Below are 16,478 nucleotides of genomic sequence, written 5' to 3'. Positions count from 1 at the left end.
GGTTTATACAGAATTCACATTAAGTTAGAATTCTAATTTCTAAATTTTGTTCCTAAACGAATATACATTTCGGCTAAAAGTGAGAGTTCCCACATTTTCAGGGTTAAACTGCAATATCTTAAACTTGTAAGAGTTCCATTCATAATCAATAACCTATTCTAAACGATAACTCGTATTTTAGAACTTAAGAATAATTAGGCAAAAGTAAAATGATTGGAATATAGAAAGTAAAAATCTTAAATCCGTTTCAGCAGTAAACCTGCTCTCAAGAAAAGGGAGAAAAACAACCGTTTTTCTCCCTTTAAAAGATCAATATCTAGATCTGGATTTTTCTGGAAAAGGCTTTTTGGGAAGCGCTTCATTAACTTTAATTTCTCTTCCACGGATTTGAGTTCCGTTTAAGCCGTCAATTGCAGCATTTCCTTCGTCTTTGTTCGCCATTTCCACAAATGCCAATCCCCGGGATTTGCCGGAAAGTTTATCAGTGATGATGCGTACAGAGGTTACTTCTCCAAAAGACTCAAATGCTTTACGGAGGTCGTCTTCGGTTGCCTGATAGGCGAGGTTGCCTATATAAATGTTCATGAGAAAGGGTCCTTACTAAAAATTACTGGCTCCTAAATTTTAATAGAATACAAGGCGAGACCAATCAATCAGCGGGATTCGGGAGAGAAATGACCTTTCCTGGTGTTCTATTATTTAAAAGTTCTCAACTGACCCGGGAAAAGGCAGCTTAAGATTCCAGTCGCGCTTACGGTAATCATAGTCAAAAAATTGTCAAGAAAATCTCATATTTTACGAATTGCCTTTAGGAAAAACAGATTTAGATTTTTACCCCTCATCAACACAGTAAAATCGGGTTATAACTTGAATACAAGATGCCTCTAAACGTAAGAATTTTCGGATTCATCAATCTTAGAATTTTGATTTTTACTAAATTTCCTTATTTTTCTAATTTTTATTCCTAAATTTAGAAAAGTACCCCCCGCGAAGATACAAAATCAAAGAATTGTCCTCAATTTTTTAAATTCCCGCTAGAATCAAAAATCTGGCTTTCGATCGTTTATAACAACATCAAAAACTACGAAAGTTTTACTCAGAAACTTTAAAATACCTCTCTACTTATTTTTTAAAGAGAAAATAGGACCAAATTGAAAACTGTTTTTTCAAAATAACGTGTGTTCGGCGTAAAAAATCCATAATTCATTTTTCTGAAAAAAAGTTGGTATCTGAATTTTGCAGATCTATTCCTTAAATGTGGGAACTACCACAAATCAAGTTTTTAAGAACAAATTCTAAAATTGTAGGAACTCATAATTCTTTCTCAGTCAAATCCACGTTAAAATGGGATTTAAATTTTGATGCTGACCGTAAAACAGCGGTTTTGTGTAAAAATCGGATGAACGATGATTCTTTTATAGTAGTTCCCACAGATTAAGCCACATTACAAATATTTAAACATCTATTTTTTTACGAAAAAATTGACATAAGATAAAACCGGGGCGAATCCGGCTTGCCACAGGCAGCCGGACCAAGCTCTTGCTTCGGTCAAGTTATTGTGAAACTAAATAATCAGATTCAATTTTTATAAAATACCAATAACTTGACTCCACATCGATCCCTTTCGCGTTAACTCACGTTACTCATAACTATATAATAAAATACCTAATATTTTACATAGAATCAGCGTTTTTTGATAGAATTAACGGTACTCAATTTTATAGAGATCAGTAATATTTTCAGTTAAACAGAGATTCCTAGTTAAAATTCACAGTAATTAATAGAGTTGTTGAAAAATTAAAGTAGTTCAGCTTAATAAAACTATTTCAATTGCTCGTTTCTATGAAATAAAAACAGATGGAGAATTCATTTTTCAACAACTCTAATTTTAAAAAAGTTAGTAATTCCAAATATAGAAATGTTTTATATTTTAGTTTAAAAGTTTATTTAAATTTTATGTTCAATAGATTGAATATATTGTAAGTTATTTACATAACAATCATTTTGTAGCGCTATAGTTTTTGCACCGAACAATGTTTTACAAAAAAATTCACATTACCTAATTTTACAAGAATCAGTAATTCTTGTTAGGTGAATACTTACTACTCGGACATATAAAAAAATACTTATGCTAAACTCATTTTAAAACTTAAAATCTGAAATATCTTTTAAAAAGCTAATAAATCCGGATTAAATACAATTTTTTAAAAACTTACACATCTTTGATAAAATCGATCGTTAACTTTTGGTGCTATTTTCATTCGCCCAAGCAGTAAGTCCTTAAGTATCCCTCAAGTAAACCCATCTATTTCAAACCGAGTTAGAATATTTTTTAAATTTCAAAATATTCTTTATTATCAATCCGTTCTTTTAAAAACTCTGCAACATTTATAAACGATAAATTCAACAAAAGAATTTTCGTTGATAAAAATTCATCTACTTATATTCAAAAATGAATTCATAAAGGCTACAAGACATCAAAGGAATCGCAAAACAATGGATATAACACTTTATCAAATCTTCTGTTACTTAGTGGCTACCTTACTTATTTTTAAAGCGTTTTATAATTTATTCGTATATTATAAAAACAGAAACCAAATACATTTATTACATTTTGCTTTTCTACAGATAGCTTATGGTTTATATATTTTATTTTTTACACAAACAATCAACACGGCAAATGCGGAAGAAGCCTTGATCTGGGAAAGATTAAAAGATATTGTACTTCCTATATTTGGAATTTTTTTAATCCTATTTGTAAATTCCTATCTTAAAATTTTCAGCACTGACTTCTTATATTTTTATATACTACTCAACTTGTTATTATCCGTGGCTATTTTATTCGATTTCAATTCGTATCACATCGGACTTCTTCACGAAAAAAAATTCCCTTCTCTCGGAATTATAATCTATGAAACTGATCAACCGATTTTAGTTAATTATTTATATTTTTCTAGAATTTTGACAATCTTTTGGATCTTATTTAAGGTGATTACCCAATTCATCCATAATCTATTCAAAAATTTATTTTTATTTATAGGACTTACATTGTTTTGTGCAAATGTACTCTTAGACATTTTAGTAGCAATCAATTTGGTTTCATTTCCCTATACTTCTCATTTTAGTTTTTTAATTCTCTCGTTCTCCGTAGATTTATTTCTCAAGTCGAATCCATTTGAAAGAAAATCTAAAGAAGAGTTGAAACAGATTTTGACTCCATCTAAAAAACTGACCGTCTTTTCGTTTTTACCTAAAGTAAAAACGATAGAATATGAAAATCAAAAAGAAAAAATTCATCAGATCGAAATCAATTCTCCACCTTCCGAAAAGAATCTTTTTTTTATCCGTACTCTCGGTAATCTAGAATTAGAAAGAAGAGGAATTAGAATTCCTCAAAAGGAAATCTCTACTAAAAAGAAAATGTTGAAACTTGTCAAAATACTTCTCATTCGTTTTGAAAAAGGAATTCATAGAGAAGAATTGCTCGAGCTACTCTGGCCTGAAATGTCTGAAAAAAAAGCGCTCAATAGTTTGCACGCTCTTTGTTTTCGTTTGAGAAAAATCATAGGAAATTCAGAAGCACTCGTTTTTTCAGAAGACCGTTTATTTTTCAGACAAGATTTAGTTCAAACCGACTTTCAACTTTTCGAAAAACACTACCAAATAGGAACAAAATCTATACGCCAAGGAGATACTGAATCAGCAATTCAAGAATTTCGTTGTGCAAGAAAGTTTTATAGAGGTGTTTTTTTTGAATTCGATCTTTATTTTCCGGAATCGGAAATTAGAAGAGAGTATATTCGAAAAAGTTTAATCGAAATCTTCCAATTTTTATGTGAAAAAGATTCGGAGAAAAATGAAATCGAAAAACTTTTAGACGATTCCGCGAATTGGATTTATCTGGACGACTTGGATGAAAGAGCTTGGAGATTTCATTTCGAAGCCCTTTTCCAATTGAATCGCAAAAATGAAGCCCTGCGTAAATACAAAGAATTTAAAAAATCTTTGAAGAAAGAATTAGACATCGAACCGGAATCTGCAACGTTCAATTTGATCGAAAAAATCCGTTCCGGAGAAGTAAGCCGCGTTTAATGATACTTTCTAGGTTCAAATGCCCAAAACTTAAAAATGTGGAAATCATACTGTGAAAACTAGATAAACAAAACCAATGTAGCTTAACGTGAATTCGGCGTAAAGAATCGATTATTTTTCTGAAAAGTTGGAATCTGAACTTTGCAGATTGATTCTCAAATGTAGGAACTCCTATAAATCACGATTTTACGAATGAATTCTAAAGTAGGAACTCATACTTTTAGAAAATTCTTTCATTTTCTTAAGTCGAACTCACGTTATTTAGGACAAACTCTCAATTTCAACCCGCTATTGAAATTGACTCAGCGATTTTTCCATTTAGTTTTTCTAAATTCTTTCCAATTTTTATTTCGATCTCTTGAATAACTTTGATCATCCCAATGAGTTGGAAGCATCCGATAAGACCGTTTTTTTCTGGGTTGAATTTTGATCCAAGATCCGTCCTTTAATTCCCAATCGGTATCAAATGTTTTTCTGAGTTCATTTGTAGTTTGAACTTTTCGAAAATAAGGAAGACGATAACCGAATTTAGTCCGCCAAGGAAACCGTAAATTTTCTAAATCGATATACATACACTAACTTCTCCAAAATGAGGTTAGTGTTTGTTAAATTCCTTTTTCATAATATACTACCTATAGCCTATTTTCACTCTTTACAAATTGAAAACCGATTTTTTCAGTATAAAACTTGTTGAAAAATTAATCCTCTATCTGTTTTCGTTACACTGAAATGGACAGTTTTACTAAACTCAATTATAAAATTTTTCAACAACTTTAATGAATGTAATTTTGTAAAAATAATTTTCAGGGACGTTCTACAAGAGTTCCTCTTCCTCTTCGAATATCATAAATATAGAATGTGATTTCTGGTAGTTTCACCGTGGTAGCAGATTTTTTCTTTTTAGATTCTTCTTCCAAAGAAACAATCATCACCAATCTTTCTTTTCCGGGAGATGTGAGAAATTTTTCCAAAGAATATTTTTTAGGTAGAACACCTACAAGATTTGCACTCACAGGATTATAGACAAAAACCTGCTTTCTATCTTTTTGATTTAAAAATCCATCCTTATTTGTATCCTCAGTCATCCCAATCAAGATTAGATTTTTTCCGGTGGAAATCCCGGACGCCAAAACGGAATCCAATTCTGATTCCTCTGCAATATTACTTACAACATCCGCACCAGTAAAATAATCCCAAATATAAACGTTTCTATGAAATAATTTACGCGGATTTCCGGATTCCAAATCGACTACGGTCAAGTTTCTCGCGTGATTCAAAGTTTTTCTATGACCTGCTACAGTTTCTCTAGAAAGTTCAAATGGATAAAAAAGATAACGCTCCCAAAGAACCACGGAATGATTGAGTAAATCTCCACTTCTATCCGCAGGAGTCAAAGGTTCTTCTTTAGAAGAACCAGGTTCGACTAACTCAACCCCTCTGTCTAAAATGAACCAACTTTTAGAAAGTGTAAAAACTAAAATTCCGACTATTACAATTCCGAACGCGTAAACTCCTAGTCGGATTTTTTCCATGAGTAGAAAAAAGCCCGGGAAAAGATCAGGTCAATGAAAAAATAGACTATTTTCTCTCCAAAGCATAGGAGCGTTCGGGGACGATCAGATAAGAAGAAATTTCACCAGTATCTTCCCTAAGTCTTGTATTTTGGTTGAACGTATCTAAAATGATCTTTCCATCCTGAACAAAGTTATAGAGATAATTTCCAGGCTTCATTTTTTTAATGAGTGTAAATACTTCTTTTTCCTTTTTTAAAATATCTTCTTCCGGATCCCAGTGATTGAAATCTCCCACAAGTGTAACCATCTCCGCATCCGGAGCGTAAATTCTAAATTCCACAGTTCTATATTCTAGTTCCTCATAAGGAGAATCTTCCAAAATCCGAGTAGTCACCAATTTATTCGGTCCGGCTGGAATCGCAATCAATCTAGAAACCAAAGAACCGTCTCCGTCTTCCACCGAATCGGGGTTAGACGGATCATGGGTAAATAAGCCGTCCACTCTAAATTTATATTCTAATATTTTGAGTTCTTCGCGAATCGTGTCCCTACTCTCCGGATCAAATACTGTATAAAAAACTCCGTGATCGTTTTTTTTCAAAGGAATACATCTCCAGAGAGAAAAGTTTCCACAAACGGAAACTTCTTCATTTTCAATTCCTTCAAAAGTAAATAAAATCCCTCGGTTGAGAAGTTTTCCAGTTTCTAATGTTAAAGAAGAATCTATATAACGAATGTATCTAGGAGCCACCGCCCTTTTCAACTTTTCCATCTGCCAGTAATAATAAATTTTTTCTTTTTCTATTGGTTCTAAAAAATCCTCGTAGTCTTCCGATGAAAAAGAGCCGATCCAATTCCCCGCATCGTCGGCGCCTATGGCTACACTAATCGTTAGAAGTAGTACTAATAAAATTTTTATTTTAGGGATCGATTTCATTCTGAATAGAAGTTCGATCAATTTTCTAAAAAGCATAAGGCAAATCCGAAATCAGTCCGTAAGAAATCGAATATAACCTAGACCGTACATAAAAAAAATTTTTTTGATTCGAATCGAGTTTATACGTTTTTAGAGATAGTTTTTTCCTTGGAGAATTGAAAAGCCTACCGATATAATCTAACAGAAATATCATGGCCGAGGCGAATTCTACCCCATTGAGCGAAGCTGAATTAGAGCAAGTTCGTTCTATTCTACAGCCTCTATCCAAAAATCCGGACATTTCGGAAGAACTCAATCCGATGCTTTCCGTATTCCGTCAGAAAATGGGATACGGAACTCAGATGTCTTCTCACGACGACATAGTAGAAGAAACAGAAACTACAGAATCTAACTCCGACTTGGAGGAGGAAGAATTCGCTGAATCTGAAAGCCCTCAAAGACCTCCCACTAAAATTTTTGAAGACGACGACATAGATCTAGACGAACTTTTAGCAGAACCAGGACAAGCCTCAGAAGCAAGTCCATCGACTGATGATTTTTCTTTTGAAGAAGAACCTAACGCAGACTCAGGCGATCCATTTGCAAATTTTGGAATGGATTCCGAACCTGCCTCCGACTCATTGGGTGATGATTTCGGATTCCCCGAAACTTCTCCAACAAGCGGCTCTGATGATTTTTCTTTTGGGGAAGAACCGACCGCAGACACGTCCGATCCTTTTGCCGGTTTAGCAGAATCGACATCCGAGGGTGGAACCGACTTTAGTTCGGAACCAATGGATGATTTCTCTTCATCCTCCGACTTGGATACGTTCACTTCTACTCCGGACACGTCGGGAGATCCATTTGCGGACATGGAAACTCCAAGTTCAGGAGAAGACGATTTTGGACTTTCGGGATCAGAGTCTGAAGATGACGTTAAGTCTCCAGCCGATGACGATTTTTTCAGTCAACCAATGGACTCTGAACCTTCTTCGGCGGAAACCGATCCTTTTGCAGACTTTGGTGATTTAGGTTCTCCGGCACAAGATCCATTTTCAGATCTTTCTGCTACCGTTTCGGAAGATCCATTTGCAGACTTTGTTCCCTCCACAGAAGAAGACACGTTATCCGACATCGTTACAAACACAGATACGTCCTTCGACACTTTCAGCCCTGATTTAGAATCGGATACAGAAGGAGGAGACTTCGATTCCGGAAGTTCTTTCGGTTTAGAAGCTGATCTACAAGGACTTGCAAGCGAAGAAAAAGAAGAAATAGACAAAGGACTCAAAGACGAAGAACTCGCGATCATTCAAAAAGAAATTCTAAGATACCCTCCTACACTTCGTCGTGCGGTGATAGACTCAATCGTTCAAGATAAACTCACTCCTAGGGATCAAAAAGGTCTTTTAGAATTAATTAAGATCGAAAGTTCGGCCCAAGAAATTGCAGACTTCCTCTCTGGTGTTTTAGGAGAACCCGTTTCTGTTTCCCAAAGAATGAGCGGATTTTCCAAAGACGGAGTCCCTATCATTTCTACAGATCCTGTTTATACAAAAGAAGGACTTCAAAGACAGAAAAAATTAATACGAAGAACGATCTTAGGAATCGCCGCCGCCATCTTTATTGTAGTAGGTGGAACCTTATTTTATAGAAATTTTATCGTTCCCAACCAAGCGGCCCAATACTACGACCAGGGTTTAACTCTGATTCGAGAAGCAGGCGCTTATCCTAAAAACAGCGAAACCAGAAAGAGAAAATTTTTCGAAGCAGAAGAATCTTTCGCGAGAGGCGAGAACATTCTACCTAATCATCTCAAATATCTGAACCTCTATGGAATCGAATACACACGAGTTGAGGAATACGATCGCGCTTTTGAAAAACTATTCGGCAAGGTAAGTCCCGATTTTGGAGCGGGAGGAGAAGAGCCTTCTTCTAACGCTTGGAATAAAAGAGAAAAAGTACCTATCATCACACTTTCCAAAGGCCAAATTTGGGACAACGGTAAACTTCCAATTGCCGGTAAAGTAGTAAATGAAAATCTTATGACTTTAGTAGCCCAAGACGAAATTCAAAGAAAAATTCTGAAAGCGGGCGCGTATATCGTAATGCGTTTGGAAAAACAAACTCACGACAATCCTACCTATAAAAATCTTGGAAGATTTCATTCTTCGATCATGCCTTCGTTCACCGAATCTTCGTTAGGTGGTGGAAAGTATAAAAACGATCAGTTAGCGATCAATTTTTATAAACAGGTTTATACAGACGGAAACGAACCTTATGACGAAGAATCTACGGCTGGAATCGCAAAAATTTATTACAACCGTAGAGAATTCGGCAAAGCGGCATCCTTTTATAATAAAATTGTAGAAATCGATCCATCGAGTCCAATGGGACAAGGTGGTTTACTTTCCACTTATATAGAGATGTGGAAGGAAGACGGAAATCCTCAATTTGTGATCAATCATCACAGACAAATTAAAAATAATTTAGAGATAGAAAAAAAACTTTCTCTTCACGTTCTTTCTAAACTCGCTTCCTTTTACACAAATCTGAACAAAAAAGAATTAAGAATTCGTTATAATATCAATCCGATAGATCAGGTTTCCGGAATGGAAGTCAACGACAACGCTCTTGAAATTTTGGATTTGATTTATCATAAAACTGAAAAAGATCCTGTCACCGGAACAGAAATCGAAGGTTCTAATTACGCGGAAGGATACTATCAAAGAGGAAGATATTTTGCTTCGATCAAAGAGTCGATTCAAGCTAGACGATTTTTTGAAAAAGCGGCTACACTAGATCCAGCACATTATTTAGCTTCTATGGAACTTGGGGAAAACGCAATTCGTTTGGCAAACTTTGGAGAAGCAGATAAATTATTAAATGAATCTCTCAAACGTTTTGAAACCTTCAAACAAAGTTACGGTGCGAGAGAAGAAGACGAAACTTTGATTCAAGGAAACGTTGGTCGTATCTATTTCGACAAAGCAAGAATCCAGTATTTATCTGCAGCAGGAATCCACGAAAAGGATAAGATCACAGAATTTCCAGGCCGTAAAATTTATCCGTTCCGAGCAAGGGCCGCCATGGATACGACCGCTAAAACCAGATCGATGGAACTCAAAAATTCCTTGGAAGGTTTTTCTAAAGCGGAATCGGTTCAAACCGACGAAAACGAATATACTCTGATACGCAGGTGGAGAACCCCTCTTCCGCCCGAAATTCAAAGAGAACTTCGTTATTTTAAAGGTTGGGTGGATTACATGAGTGGTGACTTTGCCGCTTCTTTAAACGAATGGTCTGGTTTTGAAGACGAAGAAGAATACAATCATTCCACTTTGCTCATGGGCAAAGCAAATGCCTTTTTTTATACCGGTCAATACAAGGCGAGTTTAGGAAACTACCTTAAAGTTCAAGACGACATGGAAGAAAAACTTTTGAATATGGGGCTTCCTAAACCGGACGATCCGTATCATCAAGAAGTATATCAAACGTTAGTCGCCGTTTACAATAACATCGGCGCCGTTTATGAAAAACAAGGAAACACTTCGGAAGCTCTAAAACACTATTGGAAAGCTATCGAAACCGCAAGAAAAATTAACGAAGTCTCCGAAATTGCAATGTCAAACAAGGATCTTATGTTCAAAAAAGAAGCCATCGGACAAGATCCTCTTTTAGAAGATTGGCTGTCTCCTACGTTAGACAGCGTTAAAAAATTAACAAGAGAATGAGTTTTATTTTTTATAAACTCTAAATCAAATTGATCAAGCCGTCCTGATTTCTTTTGAAAATCACCTTTCTAAAATTCTTTAAAATTTGCAGTAGTTCCTACATTTTAGGTCCCTTTGATAAGTTTATAGGTTTTTAAACCGTCTTTTCATCGTTAAACAAGATATTTTACAATTTAAGATATTCGTCTTATAAAACCTAACTTTTCAGCAAAAAAATAAAATGTGGGAACTCACACCAGAAGTTTTAATGGTAGAGAACTGTTCAAGAATCGACAAAAGACACAATCTTGATTATAGTAACTCTCACAGATTGGAAACATATCTTTCAATGACAAACTCAAATCAAAGATCAGCCCTAAAAATGTGGGGGCTATTACAAACTAAAATCATATCACCCAATTACAATTTCAAAAATTAATTTTTATTTCAGCTAAAAATATTATGGATTTAAAATATTCAATTTTGATTGAGCATTCAATCGTTCCTTAAGAGTTTTTAAAAGAAGTTGAAATTTTGCCGTTTCTGCTCGAGAAAAAATTTGGTTCGTTGTTTTTTCTCTAGAAGAAAAACTGAATATGATTTCCTTTGCTTGTAAGATCTTATCCGCGACCTCCGTAGAAATAGAAGAAGAAATCTTTACAGAATCCGAATATTCGGTTCCTACTTTTCTAAGATTGAACCAAGTTCCGTCCAATCTCAAAGAAACTCCAATCGGAAAACTGACCTCGAAAGAACTGAGGTAATAGTCTAAAAAAATCGTCTTTTCGAAACTTAGATTTTTAAAAATGCCTCTAAAATTTAGAGACTTAGCGTCTCCCTCGGAACAAAAAAAATGAAATCCGTAACAAACCGATTCAGAATGGAATACTACTTGTTCTAGAGCAGGTTCCGGTGTATGACGAATTAAATCTCCGGAACAACCAATTCCTGCAAATAAACCAAAACTAAAAAGAAGAGATAAAAATTGAATCTTCAAAAAGTTCCCTCTAAAAATTTTCCCCAGTTTTTTGGAAATGCTTTGAATTTGAAAGAAAATTCCACTTAGAATCCATACATTGTTTTGAATCGGTTCACTGAATTTTTTTAATCGATCACCGTAGAATGAATATATTCGAAGAGAGCGGAAACTAAAACAAAAATTCAATTTTCAGAGAACCGCGTTCTTGAAACCTTGGTAGGTAGAATGATTTCATTTCCAAAAGATAAAATCCAAGTTCTCCTTTTAGAAAACGTCCACCAAGACGCGTTTGATATGTTTCAAAAAGACGGGTTTAATGTACGCCTTCTTCCCGCTGCTTTTTCGGAAAAAGAACTTTTAGACGAAATCGAAAATATTCACGTTTTAGGAATTAGAAGTAAAACCAATATTACTCCCGTCATTTTAGAAAAAGCTAAAAGACTTTTGACAATCGGTTGTTTTTGTATCGGAACCAATCAAGTGGATCTTGCCGGAGCAGAAAAAAAAGGAATTCCTGTTTTTAACGCCCCCTATTCTAATACTCGTTCTGTAGCAGAATTAGTAATTTCAGAAATCATCATGTTGGCCAGAAGAGTTCCAGATCATATTCGAAACACTCACTCTGGTATTTGGAATAAAATTTCCAAAAATTGTTTTGAGGTTCGAGGTAAGACGATCGGAATCGTGGGTTATGGTCATATCGGAAGTCAGGTTTCAGTCCTTGCAGAAGCGATGGGGATGAAAGTGATCTACTACGATATTCAAACGGTTCTCCCTCTTGGAAATGCAACTCCAGTTTCCAGTTATGAAGAGCTTTTAAAAAATTCAGACTTTATTTCTTTTCACGTTCCCGAAACTCCACAAACGATGAATCTTTATGGAAAAAAAGAAATCGAAGTCACTAAAAAAGGCGCTTATATGATCAACCTTTCCAGAGGAAAGGTTGTGGATCTGGAAGCTCTTGCAAAAGCGATCCAATCGGGTCGTATTGCTGGAGCGGGAATAGACGTTTTTCCGGAGGAACCCGAATCCAACAACGATCCATTCCTAACTCCTATGCAAAACCTTCCAAATGTAATTTTGACTCCTCATATAGGTGGTAGCACCGAAGAAGCTCAAAGAAACATTGGTTCCGAAGTTGCCAGTAAACTTTTGAAATTCATAAACAACGGTTCCACTACATTTTCAGTAAATTTTCCCAATTTGGAAATTACTCCATTACCCGCAGGTCAATATAGAATTTTGAACGTCCACAAAAACCAACCAGGGTTTTTAAAAGACATCAACTCCATGGTATCCGCAATCGGCGCCAATATCAGTTCTCAACATTTAGGAACCAGTGCAGAAATCGGTTATCTTTCCATGGTAATCGATAAATCTGTAGGAGACGAATTGAAAGAAAAAATCGAAAAACATCCTTTTTCGATCAAAACTAGAATTCTTTACTAAAAGTCTGTTCTCAAAACCTTCTTTAAGCAACTTGCCTTTATAAAAAACAATTTGTTGTAACAAAAACATAATAGAAATGTAATATATAAAATATCTATTATAGACAAATTTTCTGAATTTTGCTTGATCGTTTTAATAGAAAACACTTAAAATTACCCCATGCACTACAACAGAATTCCAAATACTGTAACCGTTTATTGGAGCAAGTTGGCGGATCAAAGCCTTCGAATTGCTGAAAATATTCTGAAAGGTTTACTTCATAGAACGGATTTTCCAGTTGAACCAGGTACCGTTTTAGAACTCAAACTAGGTACTATCAGCCTTTCCGGGGGAATCCAAATTCCAGTAAAAGTAATTCGTTGCGAAAAAATTTCAGAGGCTGAATATGATCTGTATCTAAATTATACGGAAAGAGACTTCAACAAAATTCAAGAAATTGAAGATTTAATCCGAGATCTTTCTTAAGAAACCTATTTTATAAAAATGGAATTGAAACAGAGCCATTTTTTTCGATTTTTTAATTAGAAAATTATAATTTTCCCATTTTTTTCATTCACTTTCATTTCAAAAATTTCCCATTTTTTCTTAAATAAAATGAATTCGTGTAGAAACCCATGATTCTAAAAGAAGTTGAAATCTGAATTTTATAGATTGATTCCTTAAATGTAGGAACTATTACAAAACTTAAGTTTGTCTGTAAAATGATGTAGGAACTACCACAATTTATAAAATAGAAGTTTATAATAATTGAATCTGTCGTGGGAATTCACACAAAATTTGGATTTTACGAACAAATTCTAAAATTGTAGGAACTCATACTTTTAGAGAATTTTTTCTTACGCCTGCTCACGTTAAAATGGGATTTAAATTTTGATGATGTCCGCAAAATAGCAGTTTTGTACAAAGGTCTGATTGGGCTCTTTTTGTATTTTCTAGTAGTTCCCACAATTTTCAAAGTTTAACTGGTAAATCCACGATTTGTGAGAGTTCCCACAGATTAAGTCGCATTACAGATTTTTTAAACATTTATTTTTTTATGGAAAAATCAAGTTTTTATAAAACGAATCTCTTACGCCTGCTCACGTTAATTATAAGAACTATTTTTTGATCTTTTACAAATAGTTTACAACTTTTTAATTTTCTAATTTTACTACCCAGGTGGAAAATAATTCCGCTACTAAGTTTTCCTCTTCATCGAAAGCTTGAGAGTGCAATTTTACGATTGAACGTTTTTGATCGGTAATTTTACTTTGAATTCTAATCTTTCCTTTTGTGACACTTTTACGGTATTTGATTTCTGCGGACGCAGTTGCCATAAATTTATATTTTAAATCGGAAGATCGGATCCAAGCTGCCATAGCGGCTCCAGCGGAACTATCCATTGCCGAAAAAAGCGCGCCTCCATGAACGATCTTTACTGGATTGAAAAAAGTATCATCGACTGAAATTTCGTACTCACTCTTCCCTGGACTAACGGAAAGAATTTTATAACCGATTTTATGAGCAAAGCGGTCCTGTTCCTGAAAATATTCTGCAAATTCTTGAGTATTTGCTTCCGGCATTGAGTAAAATGGATTCATATTGAATTAGATTTTTTATAAGAACTTCTTTGTCAATTCATACAAGGGTTCAATGAATTTGTAGTAGTTCCCACATTGTATATTAGAGTTGTTGAAAAATTAATTCTTGATCTGTTTGTATTGGATTGAAATGGACAATTGAAGCAATTTTACGAATCTTCACTATGGAATTTTTCAACAACTCTATTTATAATACAAATCTTTTACATCAGCTCACATGGTTTAACGTCAGTTAGACTCGGAGCAAATCCGGCTTGCCGCTGATCCTACTCAAAAACTATATAACAGAACACTCAATGTTTTACACTAAAACCAGGTTTGTAATAAAAATTCACGGTATCCAATTTTATGACTCTAAGTAATCCCTTATAAAATCGAATACTCATATCAGAATTTACGTTATTGAAATGTAAAAGATTGAGTAATTTATTTTATAGTTCTAAAGTAAACTTCACCCTTTCAAAAGTTTTTTACCTAAAAGATTTCAATCCAAGGGTCTTTTAGGTGTTTCATCTTTTGTAAGAATTTTTTCTTAACTTCAGTAAAATAATTTTTTCGTAAGTTATGTGAAAACGTTTTGTTTATTTTACGAATTCATATATATATTAAGCTACAAAAAATTCAGCACGACTGATATTTGCAAGTTCAACCGCACTGGTCAGATTTTTAGATGGAAAATAAACGATTTGTTCTCCTACCATTTTACGATTCCGATCCAATTCCACACGAGAACCGTCTTTGAGATGTAATACTATATCAATCCCGCGGTAGTTAATATATCTCTCCAACTGGCTCTTAAATCTTGCAGCTTGTTCTTGCATGAAAACATCCTTAAAAATTGCTGAAAGAATGTTCCAAAAATATCAATGAAAGTACAAGCTTTTTTTCTAAATAAATAGATTTTTTTATTCGGAAGTCACCTGAATTGTTTCCTGCAAAGTCCAACTAACTCCGCTACTTGTGGAAACATAACGTTTCAAACCAGATCCTTTTTTATTGATAAACACATGCAATTTTTCTGTTCCAGAATTTGTTCCAAACACACCTAACGCAGAAGTATAACTTGGCGTCTGATCCTCCGTAAACTCCGGAGCGGGTAAATCTAAATCGGTAAGGTTAATTCGTTCCCAAGAATTACCAGTATTCAGTGTTCTATATAAATAAGCAGAAGGAGCCGTTAAGGAATTTGGAATTGCAATAAACGACAAGAATGTAGAAGCCCCGACGTTAAAGGAACGAACCGGATTGATTACATCTGTAACTAAAATACCAGAAGCAGAGACGGTCGTCTGATTGGAATTTCCAGGAGAAGTAAGTGGGCCACCTAACGAAGTCAAATCCCCTGCTGTGGTAGTGATTCGAACCAAGTCGTTCGTATGTTCAATGTAATGCGATTGAGTAAAATCGGATTGTATATCGAAGTTATAACTTCCAGTGAAAGAATCAAAAGGAAGAGTTTTGTAATTTGCAACCAAACCTACCGGCTGCACCCCAAATGCATTAATTGTTCCGTCTGTAGAATAAAACGAATAACCTGGACCAGCCAATGAATCAACACACCAACCCACTGCGTTATTTCTTATTATATAAGTACATTTTGTGCCAATCGGTCCCGCGATTGTAACCCGATTCGTAAAATCGTTATTTACGTTATAACAAGTGGTTACACCTCCAGAAGCAGGTTCTTCACAAAATACCGCTTTTTCCGTTACACCTACGTTATACGTTCCAAAACCTACGATTTTTTCTGATGCGATTATTTTTGTAAATGTCATTCTAGATCCAGACCGTGGAAGTGCAGAACCAGTCCAATAGTAATATTCGTAAGTAGAAAAACCTGAAGAATCTACGGTTTTGACTTCGAAAAGAATTGAGTAGTTATTAGAGTTCATCGGATTGAATCCAAATCCGATCATACTCGTAATCTGTTCTCCTATCATCGGAACATTGGTGGGAATCATATCCGTAGAATTTTCGTAAGCGATGATCAGATCGATTCTATTTTTAGGATTGTCCGAACTACCGAAATTCCTACGAACATAAGAAATATACATACCCGTACCTGCGGATCGAAAGGCAGAATATTTGTTTAACATAAAATTCGTATAACCGTTGGAAGCAGAAGCTAAAATTCGAAGTAAGCCGAAAGTTCCTTTGGGATCCCAAAAACTTTCTTCAAATTTATAACAATTCAAAAATGACAATAACATTAGAATAAAATAATATTTTTTCATA

Annotated in this window: 12 protein-coding genes and 1 pseudogene; 5 read left to right on the top strand and 8 right to left on the bottom strand. The window is 34.7% G+C overall.

Translation table 11 applies throughout. From position 1 onward, the window contains the following. Nucleotides 1-309: 309 nt before the first annotated feature. Nucleotides 310-585: an RNA recognition motif domain-containing protein gene (locus LEP1GSC049_RS222120; RefSeq protein ID WP_002152104.1), complete on the bottom strand. Its 276-nt coding sequence runs from the start codon at nucleotides 583-585 to the stop codon at nucleotides 310-312. Nucleotides 586-632: 47 nt separating this feature from the next. Between LEP1GSC049_RS222120 and LEP1GSC049_RS2000000228645 the strand changes: the two are divergent. Then, a pseudogene (locus LEP1GSC049_RS2000000228645) lies at nucleotides 633-888 on the top strand (hypothetical protein). A 1,608-nt stretch (nucleotides 889-2,496) separates the two neighbouring features. Then, on the top strand, nucleotides 2,497-4,092 hold the full coding sequence (locus tag LEP1GSC049_RS222125; RefSeq protein WP_004755951.1) for a BTAD domain-containing putative transcriptional regulator: 1,596 nt from the start codon (nucleotides 2,497-2,499) through the stop codon (nucleotides 4,090-4,092). A gap of 302 nt (nucleotides 4,093-4,394) precedes the next feature. Here the strand turns inward: LEP1GSC049_RS222125 and LEP1GSC049_RS222130 are convergent, their stop codons facing one another. The 3 genes from LEP1GSC049_RS222130 to LEP1GSC049_RS222140 form a co-directional block, all read right to left on the bottom strand. Beyond that, complete coding sequence (locus LEP1GSC049_RS222130) at nucleotides 4,395-4,664, bottom strand: hypothetical protein (RefSeq protein ID WP_004755989.1); 270 nt, start codon at nucleotides 4,662-4,664, stop codon at nucleotides 4,395-4,397. Nucleotides 4,665-4,895: 231 nt separating this feature from the next. Then, nucleotides 4,896-5,624: a hypothetical protein gene (locus tag LEP1GSC049_RS222135; protein WP_004755954.1), complete on the bottom strand. Its 729-nt coding sequence runs from the start codon at nucleotides 5,622-5,624 to the stop codon at nucleotides 4,896-4,898. Between the two features lie 46 nt (nucleotides 5,625-5,670). Beyond that, entirely contained in the window at nucleotides 5,671-6,579 is a 909-nt protein-coding gene (locus LEP1GSC049_RS222140) for an early set domain-containing protein (protein WP_004756002.1), read from the bottom strand. A gap of 155 nt (nucleotides 6,580-6,734) precedes the next feature. Between LEP1GSC049_RS222140 and LEP1GSC049_RS222145 the strand changes: the two genes are divergently transcribed. Then, on the top strand, nucleotides 6,735-10,256 hold the full coding sequence (locus LEP1GSC049_RS222145; RefSeq protein WP_016560395.1) for a tetratricopeptide repeat protein: 3,522 nt from the start codon (nucleotides 6,735-6,737) through the stop codon (nucleotides 10,254-10,256). A 439-nt stretch (nucleotides 10,257-10,695) separates the two neighbouring features. On the opposite strand, the gene LEP1GSC049_RS0204825 is transcribed toward LEP1GSC049_RS222145, so the two are convergent. Next, entirely contained in the window at nucleotides 10,696-11,232 is a 537-nt protein-coding gene (locus tag LEP1GSC049_RS0204825; RefSeq protein WP_020766276.1) for a hypothetical protein, read from the bottom strand. 207 nt (nucleotides 11,233-11,439) lie between these two features. Between LEP1GSC049_RS0204825 and serA the strand changes: the two genes are divergently transcribed. Next, on the top strand, nucleotides 11,440-12,663 hold the full coding sequence (gene serA, locus LEP1GSC049_RS222150) for a phosphoglycerate dehydrogenase (RefSeq protein WP_004756071.1): 1,224 nt from the start codon (nucleotides 11,440-11,442) through the stop codon (nucleotides 12,661-12,663). A gap of 159 nt (nucleotides 12,664-12,822) precedes the next feature. Further along, the gene (locus LEP1GSC049_RS222155) at nucleotides 12,823-13,128 is read left to right on the top strand and encodes a hypothetical protein (protein ID WP_016748674.1); all 306 of its coding nucleotides are present in this window, start codon (nucleotides 12,823-12,825) and stop codon (nucleotides 13,126-13,128) included. Nucleotides 13,129-13,796: 668 nt separating this feature from the next. Here LEP1GSC049_RS222155 and LEP1GSC049_RS222160 read toward each other — a convergent pair. The 3 genes from LEP1GSC049_RS222160 to LEP1GSC049_RS222170 all read right to left on the bottom strand — a co-directional run bounded on the left by LEP1GSC049_RS222160 (nucleotide 13,797) and on the right by LEP1GSC049_RS222170 (nucleotide 16,477). After that, nucleotides 13,797-14,225 (bottom strand): PaaI family thioesterase, encoded by a 429-nt coding sequence (locus tag LEP1GSC049_RS222160; protein ID WP_004755929.1) that lies wholly within the window; start codon nucleotides 14,223-14,225, stop codon nucleotides 13,797-13,799. A 623-nt stretch (nucleotides 14,226-14,848) separates the two neighbouring features. Continuing rightward, a complete protein-coding gene (locus LEP1GSC049_RS222165; RefSeq protein WP_002177752.1) occupies nucleotides 14,849-15,064 on the bottom strand; it encodes a hypothetical protein in 216 nt (71 codons plus the stop codon). A gap of 84 nt (nucleotides 15,065-15,148) precedes the next feature. Then, complete coding sequence (locus LEP1GSC049_RS222170) at nucleotides 15,149-16,477, bottom strand: LIC11996 family lipoprotein (RefSeq protein ID WP_016560390.1); 1,329 nt, start codon at nucleotides 16,475-16,477, stop codon at nucleotides 15,149-15,151. Nucleotide 16,478: the final 1 nt, after the last annotated feature.

It is taken from the genome of Leptospira kirschneri serovar Cynopteri str. 3522 CT (genome assembly GCF_000243695.2).
Lineage (GTDB): Bacteria > Spirochaetota > Leptospiria > Leptospirales > Leptospiraceae > Leptospira > Leptospira kirschneri.
Note: the sequence above shows the minus strand (reverse complement) of the source record. Positions and strands in the feature narration are given on the sequence as shown.

Coding starts and splice junctions, on each gene's coding strand:
- LEP1GSC049_RS222165 (WP_002177752.1), bottom strand. CDS start 15,064: ATGCAAGAACAAGCTGCAAGATTTAAGAGCCAGTTGGAGAGATATATT.
- LEP1GSC049_RS222145 (WP_016560395.1), top strand. CDS start 6,735: ATGGCCGAGGCGAATTCTACCCCATTGAGCGAAGCTGAATTAGAGCAA.
- LEP1GSC049_RS222130 (WP_004755989.1), bottom strand. CDS start 4,664: ATGTATATCGATTTAGAAAATTTACGGTTTCCTTGGCGGACTAAATTC.
- LEP1GSC049_RS222155 (WP_016748674.1), top strand. CDS start 12,823: ATGCACTACAACAGAATTCCAAATACTGTAACCGTTTATTGGAGCAAG.
- serA (WP_004756071.1), top strand. CDS start 11,440: ATGATTTCATTTCCAAAAGATAAAATCCAAGTTCTCCTTTTAGAAAAC.
- LEP1GSC049_RS222140 (WP_004756002.1), bottom strand. CDS start 6,579: ATGCTTTTTAGAAAATTGATCGAACTTCTATTCAGAATGAAATCGATC.
- LEP1GSC049_RS222170 (WP_016560390.1), bottom strand. CDS start 16,477: ATGAAAAAATATTATTTTATTCTAATGTTATTGTCATTTTTGAATTGT.
- LEP1GSC049_RS222160 (WP_004755929.1), bottom strand. CDS start 14,225: ATGCCGGAAGCAAATACTCAAGAATTTGCAGAATATTTTCAGGAACAG.
- LEP1GSC049_RS222125 (WP_004755951.1), top strand. CDS start 2,497: ATGGATATAACACTTTATCAAATCTTCTGTTACTTAGTGGCTACCTTA.
- LEP1GSC049_RS222135 (WP_004755954.1), bottom strand. CDS start 5,624: ATGGAAAAAATCCGACTAGGAGTTTACGCGTTCGGAATTGTAATAGTC.
- LEP1GSC049_RS222120 (WP_002152104.1), bottom strand. CDS start 585: ATGAACATTTATATAGGCAACCTCGCCTATCAGGCAACCGAAGACGAC.